This window comes from Mucilaginibacter sp. 21P (assembly GCF_019331605.1).
In the GTDB taxonomy this organism is placed as follows: domain Bacteria; phylum Bacteroidota; class Bacteroidia; order Sphingobacteriales; family Sphingobacteriaceae; genus Mucilaginibacter; species Mucilaginibacter achroorhodeus.
In genome coordinates, this window is sequence record NZ_CP063061.1 from 3,291,854 (window position 1) to 3,308,805 (window position 16,952).

Genomic DNA, 16,952 nt, shown 5'->3' on the forward strand with positions numbered 1-16,952 from the left:
TTGTTATTGTATTTTAATTAGTTCTTAAATTTTTATATTTGGTGACCAATTATTATTTGTCTAAATTACATTTATGCAATTATTAAGTAAATTACTGTATAGTATAGCCATTGCTGTATTAGTATCAGGGAAATTAACGGGGCAGTCGTTAAAGATGCAATCGGTTAGTTTTGCCAAAGTGAATATCACTGATAATTTTTGGGCACCGCGTATAAAAACCGTCAGTACGGTAACTATTCCGGTTTGTATTGAGCAAACGGAAATAAAAACGCCCCGCATCCGTAACTTTGAAAAAGTTGCACACAAACAGGGCGAAAAACACGAAGGTATTTACTATGATGACTCTGATGTTTACAAAGCTTTAGAGGCAATAGCGTATTCACTAAAAAATCATCCGGATCCAAAGTTAGAAGCTAAAGCAGATGATTGGATAGATAAGATCGCTGCTGCACAACAGCCCGATGGCTATTTAAATACGTATTACACCTTGCGCAATATGGATGGCCGCTGGACGGACATGGAAAAGCATGAAGACTATAATGCCGGCCATTTGATTGAGGCTGCCATAGCTTATTACAATACCACTGGTAAACGCAAGTTGCTGGATGTGGCTACACGTGTAGCTGATAATATCGACAGCACCTTTAGGCAACAGAACAGGCATTGGGTATCGGGCCACGAAGAGATAGAGCTTGCGCTTGTGAAACTATACCATGCTACCGGGAAGGTGAAATACCTTGATTTGGCTGATTGGTATCTGCAGCAACGTGGCCACGGCTATGGCAAAGGCATGATATGGGACAGGAAAGATATGGGTGTAAAATATGCCCAGGATGACGTGCCTGTTAAAGATCAGAAACAGATAGAAGGGCATGCCGTACGTGCCATGTACTTATACACGGGCGCAGCAGATGTAGGTGCCGCAAAAAGCGACCCTGGTTATATGAACGCCATGCAAAACGTTTGGCAGGATGTGGTTTACCGAAACATGTACATTACTGGCGGCATAGGTTCATCAGGTAATAATGAGGGCTTTACAATAGATTATGATCTGCCTAATGCAGATGCTTACTGCGAAACTTGCGCTTCGGTAGGGATGGTTTTATGGAACGAGCGTATGAACCTGCTTACCGGGAATGCAAAATACATAGATGTGCTTGAACGCAGTTTATACAACGGTGCGCTGGATGGCCTGTCATTAAGTGGCGATCATTTCTTTTACGAAAACGTTTTACAGGCCAACGGTAACCACACCCGCAAAGAATGGTTCGGTACGGCATGCTGCCCGTCAAATGTTGCAAGGCTGGTAGAATCGTTAGGTAATTACATTTATGCTGCAAATGATAATGCTGTTTGGGTGAATCTTTTTGTCGGCAGTAATACCACCGTTCCGCTAAAAAACGGTAATGTGCAGATAAGCCAGCAGACAGAGTACCCATGGAAAGGTTTGGTCAACATTAGGGTTTCTCCTGATAAACGTACACAGTTCCCACTTTACGTACGTATACCGGGCTGGGCTACTGACAAACCTGTGCCGGGCGAAACTTATAAATATGCTAAAGTTACAAACAAACCGGTTACGCTTAAACTTAACGGCAGGCCAATAAAATTTACGATAAGTAACGGCTACGCAGTGATAAACAATACCTGGAAAAAAGGTGATGTAGTAAGCCTTGACCTGCCGATGCAGGTAAATCAGATAACAGCTATTGACAGTATCAAGGACGCAAGAAACAAAGTAGCCCTGCAACGCGGGCCGTTAGTTTATTGTGTAGAACGGTCGGACAAGATCAACAATCCTGCAGATATAACTATCCCTAAAAATGCTGTCTTTACCTCCGCCTATAATAAAGATTTGTTGGGTGGCATAGTAGAATTAAAAACAAACCTGCCAGGCAAAGGAACCCTGACGGCAATACCATATTACAGCTGGGATAATCGTGGTAAATCTGATATGATGGTTTGGTTGCCGGTGGGAGAGTGATAATTATTATATCCCGTAATGCTCAATCACATCTTCAGGTACCTTTATACCGCGGCCTGTTTTAATGTCGATCATTACATAATCGAAATAACCGTCGCAGCAAACTTTGCCGGTAGCTTTGCTGGTTAGGGTGAAGGCAACCCGACAGCCTTTATCATTAACGCTTTCTATGCCTGTACGCACTTTAAAGTATTCGCCCATGGTAAGGGCGCGTTTGTAGTCAACATGAGCGGTACGGACTACCCAGCCAAAGCCGCGTTCCATAAATTTTTCCATGCCCATTCCATAGCAGGTTTCCATTTGCTCATAACGTGCAGCCAGCACATAATCAAAATACTTGCTGTTATGCACATGCTGAAACATATCTATATCATCGGGGCGTACACGGTGTTCGGTCTCAAAAGTGCTGTATGGCATTAATTCAAAAGTTAGAATTCAAAAGTAAAAAGTAAAATCGGGAGTTGTTGTTTTAATTGGAGGCATTGTTAAGATAGCGTGTGCTGTTAAACCCGCTTGCTTTTCCATTTACCTCTCTTAAATAAGATGTAAGCTGCAATGGTTAAACCTATCTCTGAGACCGGCAACGATATGAAAACCCCTGTTGGCCCCATGGCAAAATATTTTGAAAGTAAGTACGCAAGCGGTATCTGAAAAAGCCAAAATGTAAAAAAGTTTATTTTGGTAGGTGTCCAGGTGTCGCCGGCGCCGTTGAATGCACTGGTGAAAACCATACCCATACCGTAAATGATGAAAGCGCCGCTAATGATCTTCAATGCTTTTGCTGCAACGCTTTTAACTTCTTCATCTTCGGTAAAAAAGGAAGCAAACAAATGGCCGCAGGTGAGGAATAATACAGTTACCACACCCAGGAAAACTGCCGTGTACCTAATGGTTTGAAAAACGGATTGCTCGGCACGGTCAACTCGCCCAGCACCGAGGTTTTGACCAACCAGTGTAGCTGCAGCATTGCTTAATCCCCAAGCAGGCAGCATAAAGAACATCATCAACCTGAGAGCCGTCTGATAACCGGCCGAGCCTTTGTCGCCGCCGGTTGTGGCAACAAGTTCAGCCAAAAATATCCAGCTGCAACTGGCTATGATGAACTGTAATATACCCGGTGCGGCAACTTTAATTATGGCTTTTATCTGATCCCAGTCCGGCACCAGATAGCTTATCCTCACGGTAAGTGCATTTTTGTTGTTGAACAAATTATAAACCTGATACAATACCCCTAAACTGCGGCCAACTGTAGTGGCTATTGCTGCGCCTGTTAAACCAAAAGCAGGTATAGGCCCTAAGCCTCTGATAAAAATAGGGCAGAGGATGATGTTGGCTATATTGGCTATCCATAGGCTGCGCATGGCAATGGCGGCATTTCCGGCTCCACGGAAAATACCGTTTATCAGAAAAAGCAAAACGATAATTAGGCTTCCACCCATCATGATTCGCACAAAGTTTTGCCCATGGTTGGCAGTTTCTGGTGAGGCCCCCATCAACAACAATAAGTCTCTGCCATGGAGCAGGCCAATTATGCTGATGACTATGTTTACGATAACAGCTATCACTACTGTTTGCATACCGGCTTTTGATGCTGCCTCCGGATTTTTTTCGCCTATGCGACGGGCAACCACGGCAGTTGCTGCCATACTTAAACCAATAGCTAAAGAGTAAATAACTGTAAGTACAGATTCTGTTAAGCCAACCGTTTGTATAGCCAGGCTGCTGTTTGGGAGATGGCCAACAAAATAAAGATCGACCAGTGCAAAAACAGATTCCATGGCCATCTCCAGCATCATGGGGATGGCTAACAATACGATAGCCCGTTTGATGGTGATAGAGGTAAGGTCAACATGTTCGCCCTTTAGCGACTGTTTAAGTATCGTGAAAAAAGAATATGCCTTGCCTTTGGCGGCATTTATTGGTGACATAGTTTAAGCCTGATTATCGTTTGAGTGAATAAATATAAGCTTTACGGCGCAAAGCAGTAAAATATAACTCAGGCAAAATTAACCGGAAAGTTTTGACCGGAGCAGTATGATAAGGACATATTAAAGGGCTGATTGCGACAAATGCTAAGTAAAAGTTCAAAAGTGAAACTCTAAAATATTCCTGATTTATAGAGAGATACCTTAAATCAATCTTTTGAATTTTGAATTTTTACTTTTGACTTAAAAGCTTATCTTTGCACCACAATTAACAAAAGTATACACGCTTTAATATTATTCAGGTAATGTATTTAAGTAAAGAAGCAAAGGCTGAGATCTTTGCAAAACATGGTAAAGGCTCAACTGATACAGGTTCTGCCGAAGGTCAGGTAGCATTATTCACTACCCGTATTGCACATTTAACCGGTCACTTGAAAAACAACAAAAAAGATTTTTCAACCCAGTTATCACTACAAAAAATGGTAGGTAAACGCCGTGCATTATTGGCATACCTTTACAACAAAGACATTGAAAGATATCGTGCTATCATCAAAGCGCTACAGCTTAGGGATATCATCAAATAACTTTTACAAGTTTTTAATAAAAAGCCGTCCGCATGTTAGGATGGCTTTTTTAATTTAGCATCTTATTATACACACATAAAAAACCGGTTTGCTCCTGAAGATGAAAAGCAAGCCACAACACAAAAAAGATGAGTTTAAACGTAATTAAAAAGGTTATTGATTTAGGTGACGGTCGCACCATTGAGATCGAGACCGGTAAATTGGCCAAACAAGCTGATGGTTCTGTAGTAGTTAAAATGGGTGATACCATGTTATTGGCTACGGTAGTATCATCTCCAGAGGCAAAAGAAGGTGTCGATTTCCTTCCGCTATCTGTAGACTACCAGGAGAAATACGCCTCTACAGGCCGTATCCCCGGTGGTTTTTTACGCCGCGAGGCACGTTTATCAGACTACGAGGTTTTGATCTCTCGTTTGGTTGACCGCGCGTTGCGCCCGATGTTCCCTGAAGATTATCATGCCGATACGCAGGTAATGATCAGCCTGATCAGCGCTGATAAAGATATTATGCCTGATGCGCTTGCTGGTTTAGCTGCATCAGCAGCGCTTGCTGTTTCTGATATTCCATTTAATGGCCCAATATCAGAAGTGCGTGTTGCTAAAATTGATGGCCAGTTGGTTATTAATCCTACTCTTAGCCAATTAGCTAACGCTACCCTTGAGTTTATTGTTGCCGGTAACGAGCACGATATCAACATGGTGGAAGGCGAGAGTGCTGAGATACAGGAAGAAGAACTGGTTGAAGCAATTAAATTTGCGCATACAGCAATTAAAATTCAGTGCTTAGCACAAAAAGAGTTAACTATTGAGGTTGGTAAAACCGAAAAACGCGTTTACAGACACGAGCACAGCAATGATGAGCTTGAAAAAGCCATCTACGCTGCTACTTATGATAAGGTTTATGCTACCGCAGGTGAAGCATCTGCAAAGGATGAGCGCGCAGCTAAATTCAAAGCTATCCGTGATGAATACATAGAAAGCTTGGGCGAAATAGATGACATCACTAAATCATTAGCAAAAAAATACTATCACGATGTGGAGTATGATGCTATCCGTAACCTGGTGTTGGACGAAGGCAAACGCCTTGACGGCCGTAGCACTACCCAGATTCGCCCTATATGGAGCGAAGTAGGTTACTTACCATCGGCACACGGGTCTGCAGTATTTACGCGTGGCGAAACTCAATCGCTTACTACCGTTACATTGGGTGCTAAAGACGATGAGCAAATGATCGATGGTGCTTTCATCAACGGTTATCAAAAATTCTTGTTACACTATAACTTCCCTGGTTTCTCAACCGGTGAGGTGCGCCCTAACAGGGGTGCGGGCCGTCGCGAAATCGGTCACGGTAACTTGGCTATGCGTTCATTAAAACGTGTATTGCCGTCAGGTGACGAGAACCCATACACTATCCGTGTTGTATCTGATATTTTGGAATCAAACGGTTCTTCATCAATGGCTACGGTTTGTGCCGGTACATTAGCTTTGATGGATGCAGGTGTTAAAATAACCAACCCGGTATCTGGTATTGCAATGGGTTTGATCACCAATGAAATGGGTACAAAATATGCTATCCTGTCAGATATTTTAGGTGATGAAGACCACTTAGGTGATATGGACTTCAAAGTAACCGGTACTAAAAACGGTATTGTTGCCGTACAAATGGACCTTAAGATCAAAGGTCTGTCATACGAAGTATTAAGCAACGCACTTAACCAGGCTAAAGACGGCCGTTTGCACATCCTCGGCGAGATGGCTAAAACCATGTCTGCTCCGCGCGAAGATTACAAACCACATGCTCCACGCATCGTATCTATCAAGATCGATAAAGAGTTTATTGGTGCAGTTATCGGGCCCGGTGGTAAAATTATACAAGAAATGCAACGCGAAACCGGCGCAACTATCTCTATCGAGGAAGTTAACAACGTTGGTATCGTTCAAATATTTGCCGATAATAAAGCCGCAATTGACGCTGCGTTAACCCGCATCCGTAACATTGCCGCTAAACCGGAAGTGGGCGAAATATACGAAGGTAAAGTAAAATCAATTATGCCTTTTGGTGCATTTGTTGAGATTATGCCTGGTAAAGACGGTTTGTTACACATCTCTGAGATCGATCACAAACGTTTCGAAAGCATGGACGGTATCTTCCAGGTTGGCGACGAAGTGCGTGTAAAATTACTTGATGTTGATAAGCAAGGTAAATTGAAATTGTCACGCAAGGCATTATTGCCAAAGCCGGAACAAAATAAACCTGCTGAGAACAAATAATATCATTTTCAAAACAAGAAAACCCTCTTAATGAGGGTTTTCTTGTTTTTGGAATGGAAATTTGAAATTTTTTAAAACAAAATTATCGCTTTGCTGGTTTCCCGTTATTAAGGATAATTGTGGATTTAGCCGGGCCCTAATTTGAAAATGTCATCTACTACTAACGACCCTTTAGATTTTCTCAGTAATGCGAAGGGGATGCCAGCCGGTGAACAAACCGACCTGATCCAAAAGCTCCTGTACGAAATCATCAGGGTTAAGGAACTTATCGCTTACTACGACTCCATTCCAAATGGTGCAGGGCAGCTCGGCTCCTCTATTTTGAATGAGTTGGTGACCGAGGCCTATAATTCATTAGTTAACTACGATACCGTACTAATGAAAAAATACTATGATCTGTTGCTGAATTGCGACTGATTTTTAATGAGTGAAGGATTGAATTGGTGAATTTCAATCAATAATTCTATACTTCAGTAATTATTAAACTTCCCCAAACACCTTCTCGCGTAACTCGTCTGAAATTTCGTCCGTTATTTTGATGATATCTGCCGCTTCCTGTGTGTTGTTGATCACTATTTTATCGCAGCTTTCACGATAGGGTAGCAGGTACTCTCTGTAAGAAGGCACTACGTGGTTTACCCATTTGTAGTACGCATCTTCATTGGAGTAGCCACGTTCTAAAAGGTCTCGTTTAAGGCGGCGCTGCAGGGCTACTTCTTCGTCGGCATCAATAAAGATGGTCATATCCAACACCTCAGCTATTTTTTTAAAATGGAGGATAAATAACCCTTCCACCATAATAATAGGTGCAGGTTTGATCTCCAAAAGCTTCTTGGGCGCGTCAGGATTGTTAAAGGTGTATTCTTCCTTAGTGAACGATTCTCCATTCAAAAGTTTGAAAATATCGCTCTCAAAATGCTCATGATCTATAGTTGATGGCAGATCGAAGTTGTATAGCTTATTTTCCTCTTTGGTCATGGTATGCCCAACGGGGAAATAATAATCATCCTGCGATACCAGGCACACTTCATCAGCTGTAAAGTGTTCCAGAAAGCATTTTAAAAAGAAAGTTTTACCGGATCCGCTTCCGCCGGCAATGCCAATAACATAAGGTTTATTCATTTGGAGTACCGTAGCTGATATTTACCTGGAAACGTTTGTCTAAAGCGCCTAAAGCTGATGCGACATTTTTAGTCATCACCACAATTGCATCACGGGTTGATTCGCTATCAGTAAAGCGGCCTACAACCTTTGCAAAGGTAACCTTACCATTCATAGGGTTGGTAATGCGCATCACAGTGCCAATAGGGGCTGTGCGGTGCAGTATAAGTTTTTTATTAGGATCAAGGCTGGTATCATCTATCCAGGTAGCTACACCTTTTTCATTTTTTTCGAACAAACCGTATTTAGAGGAGATATGCCTGTTAAGGCTGTCAGCAGCTATGGTGCTGCTGTCGCCCCTGCTGATATCCTGGTGAGCAACCGGCGTGGCAGTTGCATCTTGTTGAGCCTGTGCTGGCTGTACGCCATTAGGCACTAATAAAACCTGGCCTGGCGTTAGGTTGGTATTACTCAGCTTGTTAAGGCTGGTAATAGCATCTACTGTTGTGCCGAAGCGTTTGGCGATAGAGTAAAGGGTTTCATGCGCCGATACCTTGTACTGCTGCTGTGTTGCTGCTGGTTGTTGCGGTACAGTTTGCTGTTGCTGAACAGGCGCTGGCTGTTGTGCGTTTACAGGTGATGTTTTGGCTTCCTCCTTTTTTACCGGGGTTTGCGGCTGTTGCTGCACGGGGTTTGTAACAGGAGGGGTGGTTACTGGCTTCGCCTGGGATTTTGCCTGTGCCTGTTGCTCTGTTTTTGGGGCAGGGCCTGTACTCTCTACAATTGAGCGCTCTGTTGGCACTTTAATAATATGTCCAATTTGCAGGCTGGAGTTATTATTAAATTGTTGTATCACCTTGGGGCTAACGCCATAGCGGCGACCGATCGAATAGTAATTGTCTTTTGGATCAAGCTTATGCAGGATCACTTTTTTACCATTATTATTTTCAACACCTATCGAATCTGCAGGCATCGTAGCGGCAAAAGTTGCAGCTGAAATAACCATTAGCGAAGATGATATAAGCAGTTTTTTCAATATCCTCATAAATTAGTGTCCCCGGTAATTTATAGTTGCACGGCCATTAATCGGGCCTTATCTTTTATATAAACCAGGGTGTTGTTATGTACTACAAACGCCTCCGGTTGTAATTTTTGTATGTTGCTGTTCAACAAATCTTGATAAACAATTTGCTGATCCATCATAACATACAAGTGCTGTTGCAGCACATCGCTTTTTAGCGAGTGCAAAGATATAATTATATACCCATTATGGCTGATGTAATGTACCATATTTCCGTACGGCTGCTCAGGTAATATGCCCGGCAACATATCCTGTTCGGCAACCATCTCGGGTATGACGATGTTATTTGCTAAAGGTTTATCCACTTCAGCCGAGAAGTTTTTAAGTACGAGTCCGTTATTTACAGAAATCAACTCCAATTTTTTAGGTTGAATATTGGCATTATAAACGGCCGGGCCATTAGTAGTAAGATGATCGAATATCAAACTATAGTTTGCCCAACGCTCTTTCCCGGTTTTGGCGTCTATCGCTATCAAGCCCTTATGTTCAGGACTGCTTTGGTGTTTATAATAATGTAGCAGTATTACGCCGCTATAAGCAGCTTCTATACCGGTAAGCCACCGTTCTGGCAAGGTGAAGTTTGAGAAGTAACATTGCCCATTTTGTAGATCAAACGAGGCAAAGCTGACTTGCTTATCCAACTCATTCCTTATTTCAAGTGCAAGCACGTTGTTTCCTTCATCGATCTCCATCCGCCAGATGTGACCTTCAAATAGGTGCGATATAAACGGTTGTAGCAGTGTCATTATACGTTGCAAATATGCCCATTAATATTAAAACCTGGTACATTTGATAAACAATGCCTAATGGAGGCTGTTATCACAAAAACTAAAAAAACAAACAATGGACGCTGAAAAAATAAGCCTTGAAGAAGGTAAAGTAAAACCGGTTGTAGATCATTTAAATGACCTGTTAGCCAATTATCACATACATTATCAAAAACTACGTGGCTGCCACTGGAATATTAAAGGAAACAATTTTTTTACCCTGCATTTAAAGTTTGAGGAGCTATACACAGATGCGCTTACTACCATTGACGAGTTAGCAGAGCGTATCTTAACACTCGGCAAGCCGCCTTACAGCACCTTTAACGATTACATATCAAAATCGAGCATCAAAGAAATTAATACCATTGGTATGAAAGATACCGCTATGGTTAAAGCTTTAATTGAAGATATGGCGACATTGATTAAAATGGAGCGTGAAATTTTAGATGTAACTGCTGATGCAGGCGATGATGGTACCAATGATATGGTAAACCGTTTTATGCAGTTTAAAGAAAAAAATACCTGGATGCTTCGTTCCTTCGTTAACGAGGATTAAGGCGAATCCCCCCAACCCCCTGAAGGGGGAGCTTTTGAAAAGCATAATTAAAAAGAAGAAGCCCGTCTAAAGTATAGACGGGCTTCTTCTTTTAACAAAATATTCTGCTATCCCTACAGGGAGCTGCGTGCTAAAAGCGGTACCCCAAAGTTAAATAACCGTTATTATTTGAGTTACGAAGTAATGCATAAGGGCTTGCTGTACCAAGGTCATATGCAAACTGCGTGCGGTCGCCTGATGAATGGGTGTAAGTAGCATCAACATAATAACTGCCAAAACGGAAGCCTAAACCGCCGCTAACGGTTTTTATATCAGATGCAATGCTTTTATCCTTGTTAGGGCTACCCATGATACCATAACCACCACGAATAGATAAGAAATTGGTCGCTCTTATTTCGGCACCAACTCGTGCATTTACGGTAGAACGATAAATGCTTTTGATATCTGGATTGTCTATTACGTCAGCGTTGTAGCTGTCGTTGCTGCTCAAATGTGCAGATGCATAATCGATGTATTCGACGTCACCTGTAATAAAACCTATGTTCTTAATAAATACTGCGGCGCCACCGGCAGCTTTCCATGGTGTACGCAGGTTATAATTTAAATTATAGTTACCTGAATTGCCTTCCAATGCCTGGCCGTTATTAATGGTAGAAGAAATGCCTTCTTGAAATGAATCGTCAATATTGTAGAAGGTTGGAGAAGTAATGTTAACACCTAACCTGACACTTTCCACCGGTTTGTAAATTGCGCCTAACCGCGCTGAAAAACCAGTACCACGAGTTATTTGACTTTGTGAATAAGCAGATGTGTAAGCATTACTTGTGCCATTAATAGTTCCGTCTTCATAAAAAGTGTTATAAGCGTTATAACGGAGATCAGAAAAACTTAACGCCAAACCTAAGTATAGTTTGTTGCTATAATTAGCGCCTATGGAAAAATCCACTGATGACAATCCACCTTGTTTTTCAGAATAATATTCCTGGCCAACAGCGCCGGGAGCAGAGTTACTCACGTAAGGCGCAGTGCCCGTCCTCCCGATAAGGCCCTGTGCAAGTGCCATTCCACCCAATGTACCTTGATCTGTACCAAAATTATTAGCCTGGCCGGCAAAATAATCATTTATAGTATTATTTGCATTTGAACCCGCATAACGGAAATTACCATACAAATCATTTGTGCGGCCGTAACCAACGCCATAATTAACGCTAAGCCAACCCTTGGTTTTATCAGCACCCCGTGCTTTGGTCAGAGGATTGTATATGACTACACCTGCATGTGCCAGATTAAATGTATTTTTATTATCGGTGGCGCCTTGCCCAAAGTAAGTTGATTTAGTTTTTGCGCCATCTAATTCCGGCGTTACACTAATTTCAGATCGGGTAAAAAAGCCTAAACCCGCAGGGTTGCCTGTTAGATTGCTCAAGTCACCACCTAAGGCTGTACCGGCGTTACCCACCGCTTTCACACGAGAAGTTGATCCCGGTTGGCCAGTAGAAAATCTGATAGCATCTTGCGAATATTGCGCAAACGTATTTTCTGTAAAAGCTACTATAGCAATTACGCTAAGGATATATTTAAGTTTCATAAAATGAATAAGGTTGATGTGTTTTTAGTTTCTAACCGGTCTACCGCCGCCGCCGCCTCTCATGGAGCCACCGCCACCGCCACCGCCAAAACTGCTCGGCGAAGGAGTAGGAGCTGGTCGTTGAATTTGCTCTGGTTGGTAAGTTGGGCGTTCACCTCGTGTCGGGCGCATGCTACCATTATTGTTGCCAAAACCTGGTCTTGCCGAGCCACCCATACCGCCACCCCTTGCGCCGCGCATACCTCGCTCAGGTATATATCCTATACCATTTGAGTAACCACCGCTGCTTCCAACCGGGCGGGCATTGTAACCCCCAAATGCACTTCTGCTGGCGTTATAACCTGTACCGCCGCCTGCTGTTCCGTTACCTCTGTACGGTCTTGCGTTGCCTCTGTTAAATGCAGAGTATCCGCCCCAGTAGCCTCCGCCTCCATAGCCGTATCCGGTTCCCCAGAAAGAGTAGGGGGAGTAAAATCCGCCGTAACCCCACGGGCCGCCCCAGCCATAGCCCCATGGCGAACCCCAGCCATATCCTCCCCAGCCAAAACCTGCATTCCATCCAAGTCCGTAGCCGCCCCACGGGCCGCCCCAACCGTAATTTAAGCCAAGCCCAAAGCCGCTGCCATAATAAGGATAACCGTAGCCATAGCCCCAATAGCCTGTATCATAATAGCCGAATGGTGAAAAATAACTGAAACGGTTTATACGCGATGCATAATTATCGTAATAAAAATAATCGTCATCGTCATTATATTCATCGTTATTAGCAACCTCTTGTTGGTAGGCAGTATATTCTGGCGCCTCAACAGCTGTGGCCTTTGAATAGTACATATCATCCCCATTTTGGGTGTTAGAAGCTGTCTTATTAACAGAGCAGGAATTCAGCGCAATTGCGCCGATTGCGATAATTCCCAGGACAAGGTTCCGTTTCATATAGTGGAGTATAAAAGTTCGGTTCAAATAAACGTATAAATTTATAAATTTGGCACCTGCTAAATGTTAAAATCAGGTCAAATACTATTCCAAAAGTAAATATATGAGCAAAGGTGTCATCAGCAAAGACGAAGATTATTCGCAATGGTTTAACGACTTAATAATTAAATCTGACATGGCCGAGTATTCGCCCGTGAGAGGATGTATGATCATTAAGCCGTACGGCTATTCTATATGGGAAAAAATACAGGCGACGCTCGACAAAATGTTTAAGGATACCGGGCACGTAAATGCCTATTTCCCGTTGCTCATTCCTAAGTCTTTCTTCTCAAAAGAGGCCAGCCACGTAGAGGGCTTCGCTAAAGAATGTGCTGTTGTAACACATTACAGGCTCAAGAACGATGGCGATGGTAATATTATTGTTGATGAGGAAGCAAAATTAGAGGAAGAGCTTATTATCCGCCCTACGTCAGAAACCATTATATGGAACACCTATCGTGGCTGGATACAAAGTTACCGCGATCTGCCTATCCTTGTTAACCAATGGGCCAACGTAATGCGCTGGGAAATGCGAACCCGCTTGTTTCTGCGTACCAGCGAGTTTTTATGGCAGGAAGGCCATACTGCTCACGCTACTGCAGAAGAAGCTATTGCTGAAACTGAGCAAATGCTTGAGGTGTATGCTGAGTTCGCTGAAAATTTTATGGCATTGCCCGTTGTGCGCGGCCGTAAAACACCCAATGAGCGTTTTGCCGGTGCTTTAGATACTTATTGTATCGAGGCTTTAATGCAGGATGGTAAAGCGCTTCAGGCGGGTACCTCTCACTTCCTGGGACAAAACTTCGCCAAAGCTTTTGATGTGAAGTTTACCAATAAAGAGAACGTACAGGATTACGTATGGGCAACCTCATGGGGGGTATCAACCCGTTTAATAGGTGCATTGATCATGTCGCACTCTGATGATGCCGGTTTAGTATTACCTCCGAAATTAGCTCCAATACAGGTAGTAGTGGTGCCTATTTACAAACACGATGAGGAATTGGCTAACATCACCACATTTGTAAATTCGCTTAAGAAAGAGCTGGTTGCTAAAGGCATCTCTATCAAATTTGACAATCGCGATACGCATCGACCGGGCGCCAAATTCGCAGAATATGAACTTAAAGGTGTACCGTTACGCGTTGCTATCGGCAGCCGCGATATGCAGAACGGAACAGTTGAGCTTGCCCGCCGTGACACCAAAACTAAGGAAACCGTTGCTCAAGAGGGCTTAGCTGCAAAAATTGAAGCTTTATTAGAGGAAATTCAAGCCAATATTTATAACAAGGCTGCAGATTTCCGTACTGAAAATACTGTTGATGTAAACGATTACGAAGAGTTTAAACGTTTGTTAGATGAAAAGCCCGGCTTTTTATCCGCCCATTGGGATGGCACTGCCGAAACTGAGCAACTTATAAAAGATGAAACTAAGGCTACAATACGTTGTATACCTTTGAACAATAAGCAGGAAAAGGGTACTTGTATCCGTACCGGCAAGCCGTCTACACAGCGGGTGCTATTTGCAAGGGCTTATTAATTGGCAAATAGTTTATGGTTGATAGTTCATAGTAACTTGACAAGCCATGAACCATTATCTATGAACTATCAACTTTGAAAAATGAAATTCGCGACTAAAGCAATACACGCAGGGCAGGAGCCCGATCCAACTACCGGTGCTATAATGACGCCGATATACCAGACATCAACCTACTGGCAAAAATCGCCGGGGGATAATAAAGGTTATGAGTACTCGCGCGGAACAAATCCAACCCGTAAGGCTTTGGAAGATTGCCTTGCAGCTTTGGAAAATGCTAAATACGGTTTGGCATTCTCAAGCGGAATGGGCGCCACTGATGCAGTAATGAAGCTGCTTAAGCCTGGCGATGAGGTAATCACCGGTAACGACCTTTATGGCGGGTCATACCGTATCTTCACAAAGGTTTATGCTAACTACGGTATTAAGTTTCACTTACTTGATCTTAAAGATCCGGACATAATTAAAAAATATGTCAACGATAAAACCCGCCTGGTTTGGATAGAAACACCTACTAACCCAACTATGCAGGTTGTGGATATTGAGGCGGTAGGTAAGATAGCCAAAGCAAGCAATTTGCTTTTTGTGGTTGATAATACCTTTGCATCGCCATACCTGCAAAACCCTATTGATTTTGGTGCCGACATTGTAATGCACTCTGTTACCAAATACATTGGTGGCCACAGCGATGTGGTAATGGGCGCGTTGATGATGAATGACGAGGAGCTTTACAAACAGCTTTGGTTTATTTATAACGCCTGTGGTGCTACCCCTGGGCCAATGGACAGCTTCTTAGTGTTGCGTGGTATTAAAACGCTGCACCTGCGTATGAAAGCACATTGCGAGAACGGCCGGCAGGTTGCTGAGTTCCTGAAGGATCACCCACGTGTTGAGAAAATTTATTGGCCGGGTTTTCCGGATTCGCCGAACCATGAAGTGGCTAAAAACCAAATGCGCGACTTCGGCGGTATGATCTCTATCGTATTAAAGGATGCCGATCTGCAGGAGACTTTCCGCGTTGCTTCATCATTTAAAGTGTTTTCTCTGGCTGAATCTTTAGGTGGGGTCGAATCCCTTATCAACCACCCTGTGAGCATGACCCACGGATCTATCCCTAAAGCTGAGCGCGACAAAGCAGGTGTGGTAGACAACCTGCTGCGTTTGAGCGTTGGTGTGGAGGATATTGAAGACCTCTTAGAAGATTTGAAACAAGCTTTAGCTTAATTATCAAGGCGATATATAATAATTGAATTACGGCACTAAACCATTGTGGCTGGCGGCCATCTTATGTGATATAAACCACATAAACCATGACCCTGAAAATCACATTAAAAGTATTAGTGCTCTTCGTAATTATTTCGTTTTCTTCTTGCGCAATGTTTGATCCTATTGCAAAGGTTAACCTTAACTCTTTAAAATTGGGGATGACCAAAGAGGAAGTGAGGGCAACAATAAAGAAAAGGCCTGATAATATCATTGCAGCCAAAAGAGACGCCGAAACCGAAAACCTGATAGAAGTTGTGCAGTATACACAGGAAGTAGACCCGGTAGGCACTTATTGGTTGTATTTTGAAAACAATAAGCTTACCAAATGGGAGAAAGCTACTAAATGGCGACAACCCGAAATATAAACCAGGTTGCCTGGTAGGATCTAAACAGCCGGCACAGCAAGAGATTTCTTGTTGTCCCGGCTTTTGTTTTCTCGATCGAATTTATGAGTGAAAATTTAAAGTCTTTTCTCGAAGAAAAAGTAGCGCAATATAACCGCCCCGAGTTTATAGCGAACGACCCGATAGTGATTCCGCATCTGTTCAGCAAGAAACAGGATATCGAGATCATGGGATTTTGGGCGGCAACACTTGCCTGGGGGCAGCGCGTCACCATTATCAAGAAATGCAAGGAACTGATCGAGTTAATGGATGGCGCACCTTATGATTTTATCATCAACCATGAAGAACCAGATCTAAAAAAACTGCTTCATTTTAAGCACCGTACATTTAATGATATTGATACACTGTATTTCATATCATTTTTTCGATGGCATTATGAGCGATTTGATAGTTTAGAAGATGCATTTGTGCCTGCCGATAAACCTGTCATTCTGGATGATAATAAAGCATCTGTTCATGAACAGATGCTTCGTTCCACTCAGCATGATAAAACTGAAAAGATTGAAAGATATCTCAATCATTTCCGTTCCTATTTCTTCTCTCTACCCGACTATCCGCATCGCACAAAAAAGCACGTTTCCTCGCCATCACAAAAGTCGACCTGCAAGCGATTGAATATGTTTCTACGATGGATGGTACGAAAGGATAATGCAGGCGTTGATTTTGGTATCTGGCAAAAGCTTACGCCCGCCGACCTGATATGCCCCTGCGACCTGCATGTTGACCGCGTAGCCCGCAAGCTAAAACTCATCACCCGCAAACAAAACGATTGGCAAACGGCCGTTGAATTAACAGAACAATTACGCCAGTTGGATACGACAGACCCTGTTAAATATGATTTTGCACTGTTCGGCCTTGGTATTGAAGAACGCTGGGGAATTGAGGGTGTTTTACCGGAGTTGTAGCCAAAAGTACAAACT

The 16,952-nt window shown here is 43.0% G+C and carries 16 protein-coding genes; 9 read left to right on the forward strand and 7 right to left on the reverse strand.

From position 1 onward, the window contains the following. Nucleotides 1-73: 73 nt before the first annotated feature. A complete protein-coding gene (locus tag INP83_RS14685; protein WP_219124847.1) occupies nucleotides 74-1,984 on the forward strand; it encodes a glycoside hydrolase family 127 protein in 1,911 nt (636 codons plus the stop codon). Nucleotides 1,985-1,990: 6 nt separating this feature from the next. Here the strand turns inward: INP83_RS14685 and INP83_RS14690 are convergent, their stop codons facing one another. Then, a complete protein-coding gene (locus INP83_RS14690) occupies nucleotides 1,991-2,401 on the reverse strand; it encodes a thioesterase family protein (protein ID WP_146271370.1) in 411 nt (136 codons plus the stop codon). A gap of 86 nt (nucleotides 2,402-2,487) precedes the next feature. After that, nucleotides 2,488-3,912, reverse strand: coding sequence for an MATE family efflux transporter (locus tag INP83_RS14695; RefSeq protein WP_219124848.1), 1,425 nt, complete (start codon nucleotides 3,910-3,912; stop codon nucleotides 2,488-2,490). Nucleotides 3,913-4,214: 302 nt separating this feature from the next. On the opposite strand from INP83_RS14695, the gene rpsO reads away from it, so the two are divergent. The 3 genes from rpsO to INP83_RS14710 all read left to right on the forward strand — a co-directional run bounded on the left by rpsO (nucleotide 4,215) and on the right by INP83_RS14710 (nucleotide 7,180). Next, nucleotides 4,215-4,493 carry a 30S ribosomal protein S15 gene (gene rpsO, locus INP83_RS14700; RefSeq protein WP_146271366.1) on the forward strand — a complete coding sequence of 93 codons (279 nt, stop codon included), beginning with the start codon at nucleotides 4,215-4,217 and terminating at the stop codon, nucleotides 4,491-4,493. Nucleotides 4,494-4,621: 128 nt separating this feature from the next. Beyond that, on the forward strand, nucleotides 4,622-6,763 hold the full coding sequence (pnp, locus tag INP83_RS14705; RefSeq protein ID WP_219124849.1) for a polyribonucleotide nucleotidyltransferase: 2,142 nt from the start codon (nucleotides 4,622-4,624) through the stop codon (nucleotides 6,761-6,763). A gap of 147 nt (nucleotides 6,764-6,910) precedes the next feature. Then, nucleotides 6,911-7,180, forward strand: coding sequence for a hypothetical protein (locus INP83_RS14710; protein ID WP_146271362.1), 270 nt, complete (start codon nucleotides 6,911-6,913; stop codon nucleotides 7,178-7,180). 63 nt (nucleotides 7,181-7,243) lie between these two features. On the opposite strand, the gene INP83_RS14715 is transcribed toward INP83_RS14710, so the two are convergent. Genes INP83_RS14715 through INP83_RS14725 form a run of 3 tightly spaced genes read right to left on the reverse strand, consistent with a single transcriptional unit; the run spans nucleotide 7,244 to nucleotide 9,691 of the window. Continuing rightward, nucleotides 7,244-7,885, reverse strand: coding sequence for a uridine kinase (locus INP83_RS14715; RefSeq protein WP_219124850.1), 642 nt, complete (start codon nucleotides 7,883-7,885; stop codon nucleotides 7,244-7,246). Further along, complete coding sequence (locus tag INP83_RS14720; protein WP_219124851.1) at nucleotides 7,878-8,909, reverse strand: LysM peptidoglycan-binding domain-containing protein; 1,032 nt, start codon at nucleotides 8,907-8,909, stop codon at nucleotides 7,878-7,880. The genes INP83_RS14715 and INP83_RS14720 overlap by 8 nt, the downstream gene beginning before the upstream one ends. A gap of 20 nt (nucleotides 8,910-8,929) precedes the next feature. Further along, complete coding sequence (locus INP83_RS14725) at nucleotides 8,930-9,691, reverse strand: DUF4905 domain-containing protein (RefSeq protein WP_219124852.1); 762 nt, start codon at nucleotides 9,689-9,691, stop codon at nucleotides 8,930-8,932. A 97-nt stretch (nucleotides 9,692-9,788) separates the two neighbouring features. Between INP83_RS14725 and INP83_RS14730 the strand changes: the two genes are divergently transcribed. Further along, entirely contained in the window at nucleotides 9,789-10,268 is a 480-nt protein-coding gene (locus tag INP83_RS14730; RefSeq protein ID WP_219124853.1) for a Dps family protein, read from the forward strand. 130 nt (nucleotides 10,269-10,398) lie between these two features. Here the strand turns inward: INP83_RS14730 and INP83_RS14735 are convergent, their stop codons facing one another. Together INP83_RS14735 and INP83_RS21300 are read right to left on the reverse strand one after the other, a co-directional pair. Further along, nucleotides 10,399-11,856, reverse strand: a complete 1,458-nt coding sequence (locus INP83_RS14735; protein ID WP_219124854.1) for an OmpP1/FadL family transporter — start codon at nucleotides 11,854-11,856, stop codon at nucleotides 10,399-10,401. 24 nt (nucleotides 11,857-11,880) lie between these two features. Beyond that, nucleotides 11,881-12,789 (reverse strand): hypothetical protein, encoded by a 909-nt coding sequence (locus INP83_RS21300; protein ID WP_146271350.1) that lies wholly within the window; start codon nucleotides 12,787-12,789, stop codon nucleotides 11,881-11,883. 103 nt (nucleotides 12,790-12,892) lie between these two features. On the opposite strand from INP83_RS21300, the gene proS reads away from it, so the two are divergent. The 4 genes from proS (at nucleotide 12,893) to INP83_RS14760 (ending at nucleotide 16,937) form a co-directional block, all read left to right on the forward strand. After that, nucleotides 12,893-14,365 carry a proline--tRNA ligase gene (proS, locus tag INP83_RS14745; RefSeq protein ID WP_146271348.1) on the forward strand — a complete coding sequence of 491 codons (1,473 nt, stop codon included), beginning with the start codon at nucleotides 12,893-12,895 and terminating at the stop codon, nucleotides 14,363-14,365. An 81-nt stretch (nucleotides 14,366-14,446) separates the two neighbouring features. Further along, nucleotides 14,447-15,586: a cystathionine gamma-synthase gene (locus INP83_RS14750; RefSeq protein ID WP_219124855.1), complete on the forward strand. Its 1,140-nt coding sequence runs from the start codon at nucleotides 14,447-14,449 to the stop codon at nucleotides 15,584-15,586. An 86-nt stretch (nucleotides 15,587-15,672) separates the two neighbouring features. Further along, nucleotides 15,673-15,993 carry a hypothetical protein gene (locus INP83_RS14755; protein WP_219124856.1) on the forward strand — a complete coding sequence of 107 codons (321 nt, stop codon included), beginning with the start codon at nucleotides 15,673-15,675 and terminating at the stop codon, nucleotides 15,991-15,993. A gap of 83 nt (nucleotides 15,994-16,076) precedes the next feature. Further along, nucleotides 16,077-16,937, forward strand: coding sequence for a TIGR02757 family protein (locus tag INP83_RS14760; protein ID WP_219124857.1), 861 nt, complete (start codon nucleotides 16,077-16,079; stop codon nucleotides 16,935-16,937). The last annotated feature ends 15 nt before the right edge of the window (nucleotides 16,938-16,952 follow it).

Excerpts from the sequence above, each read along its gene's own strand:
- INP83_RS14725 (WP_219124852.1), bottom strand. The coding sequence starts at position 9,691 with ATGACACTGCTACAACCGTTTATATCGCACCTATTTGAAGGTCACATC.
- INP83_RS21300 (WP_146271350.1), bottom strand. The coding sequence starts at position 12,789 with ATGAAACGGAACCTTGTCCTGGGAATTATCGCAATCGGCGCAATTGCG.
- rpsO (WP_146271366.1), top strand. The coding sequence starts at position 4,215 with ATGTATTTAAGTAAAGAAGCAAAGGCTGAGATCTTTGCAAAACATGGT.
- pnp (WP_219124849.1), top strand. The coding sequence starts at position 4,622 with ATGAGTTTAAACGTAATTAAAAAGGTTATTGATTTAGGTGACGGTCGC.
- proS (WP_146271348.1), top strand. The coding sequence starts at position 12,893 with ATGAGCAAAGGTGTCATCAGCAAAGACGAAGATTATTCGCAATGGTTT.
- INP83_RS14685 (WP_219124847.1), top strand. The coding sequence starts at position 74 with ATGCAATTATTAAGTAAATTACTGTATAGTATAGCCATTGCTGTATTA.
- INP83_RS14695 (WP_219124848.1), bottom strand. The coding sequence starts at position 3,912 with ATGTCACCAATAAATGCCGCCAAAGGCAAGGCATATTCTTTTTTCACG.
- INP83_RS14750 (WP_219124855.1), top strand. The coding sequence starts at position 14,447 with ATGAAATTCGCGACTAAAGCAATACACGCAGGGCAGGAGCCCGATCCA.
- INP83_RS14735 (WP_219124854.1), bottom strand. The coding sequence starts at position 11,856 with ATGAAACTTAAATATATCCTTAGCGTAATTGCTATAGTAGCTTTTACA.
- INP83_RS14720 (WP_219124851.1), bottom strand. The coding sequence starts at position 8,909 with ATGAGGATATTGAAAAAACTGCTTATATCATCTTCGCTAATGGTTATT.
- INP83_RS14730 (WP_219124853.1), top strand. The coding sequence starts at position 9,789 with ATGGACGCTGAAAAAATAAGCCTTGAAGAAGGTAAAGTAAAACCGGTT.
- INP83_RS14755 (WP_219124856.1), top strand. The coding sequence starts at position 15,673 with ATGACCCTGAAAATCACATTAAAAGTATTAGTGCTCTTCGTAATTATT.
- INP83_RS14715 (WP_219124850.1), bottom strand. The coding sequence starts at position 7,885 with ATGAATAAACCTTATGTTATTGGCATTGCCGGCGGAAGCGGATCCGGT.
- INP83_RS14690 (WP_146271370.1), bottom strand. The coding sequence starts at position 2,401 with ATGCCATACAGCACTTTTGAGACCGAACACCGTGTACGCCCCGATGAT.
- INP83_RS14760 (WP_219124857.1), top strand. The coding sequence starts at position 16,077 with ATGAGTGAAAATTTAAAGTCTTTTCTCGAAGAAAAAGTAGCGCAATAT.
- INP83_RS14710 (WP_146271362.1), top strand. The coding sequence starts at position 6,911 with ATGTCATCTACTACTAACGACCCTTTAGATTTTCTCAGTAATGCGAAG.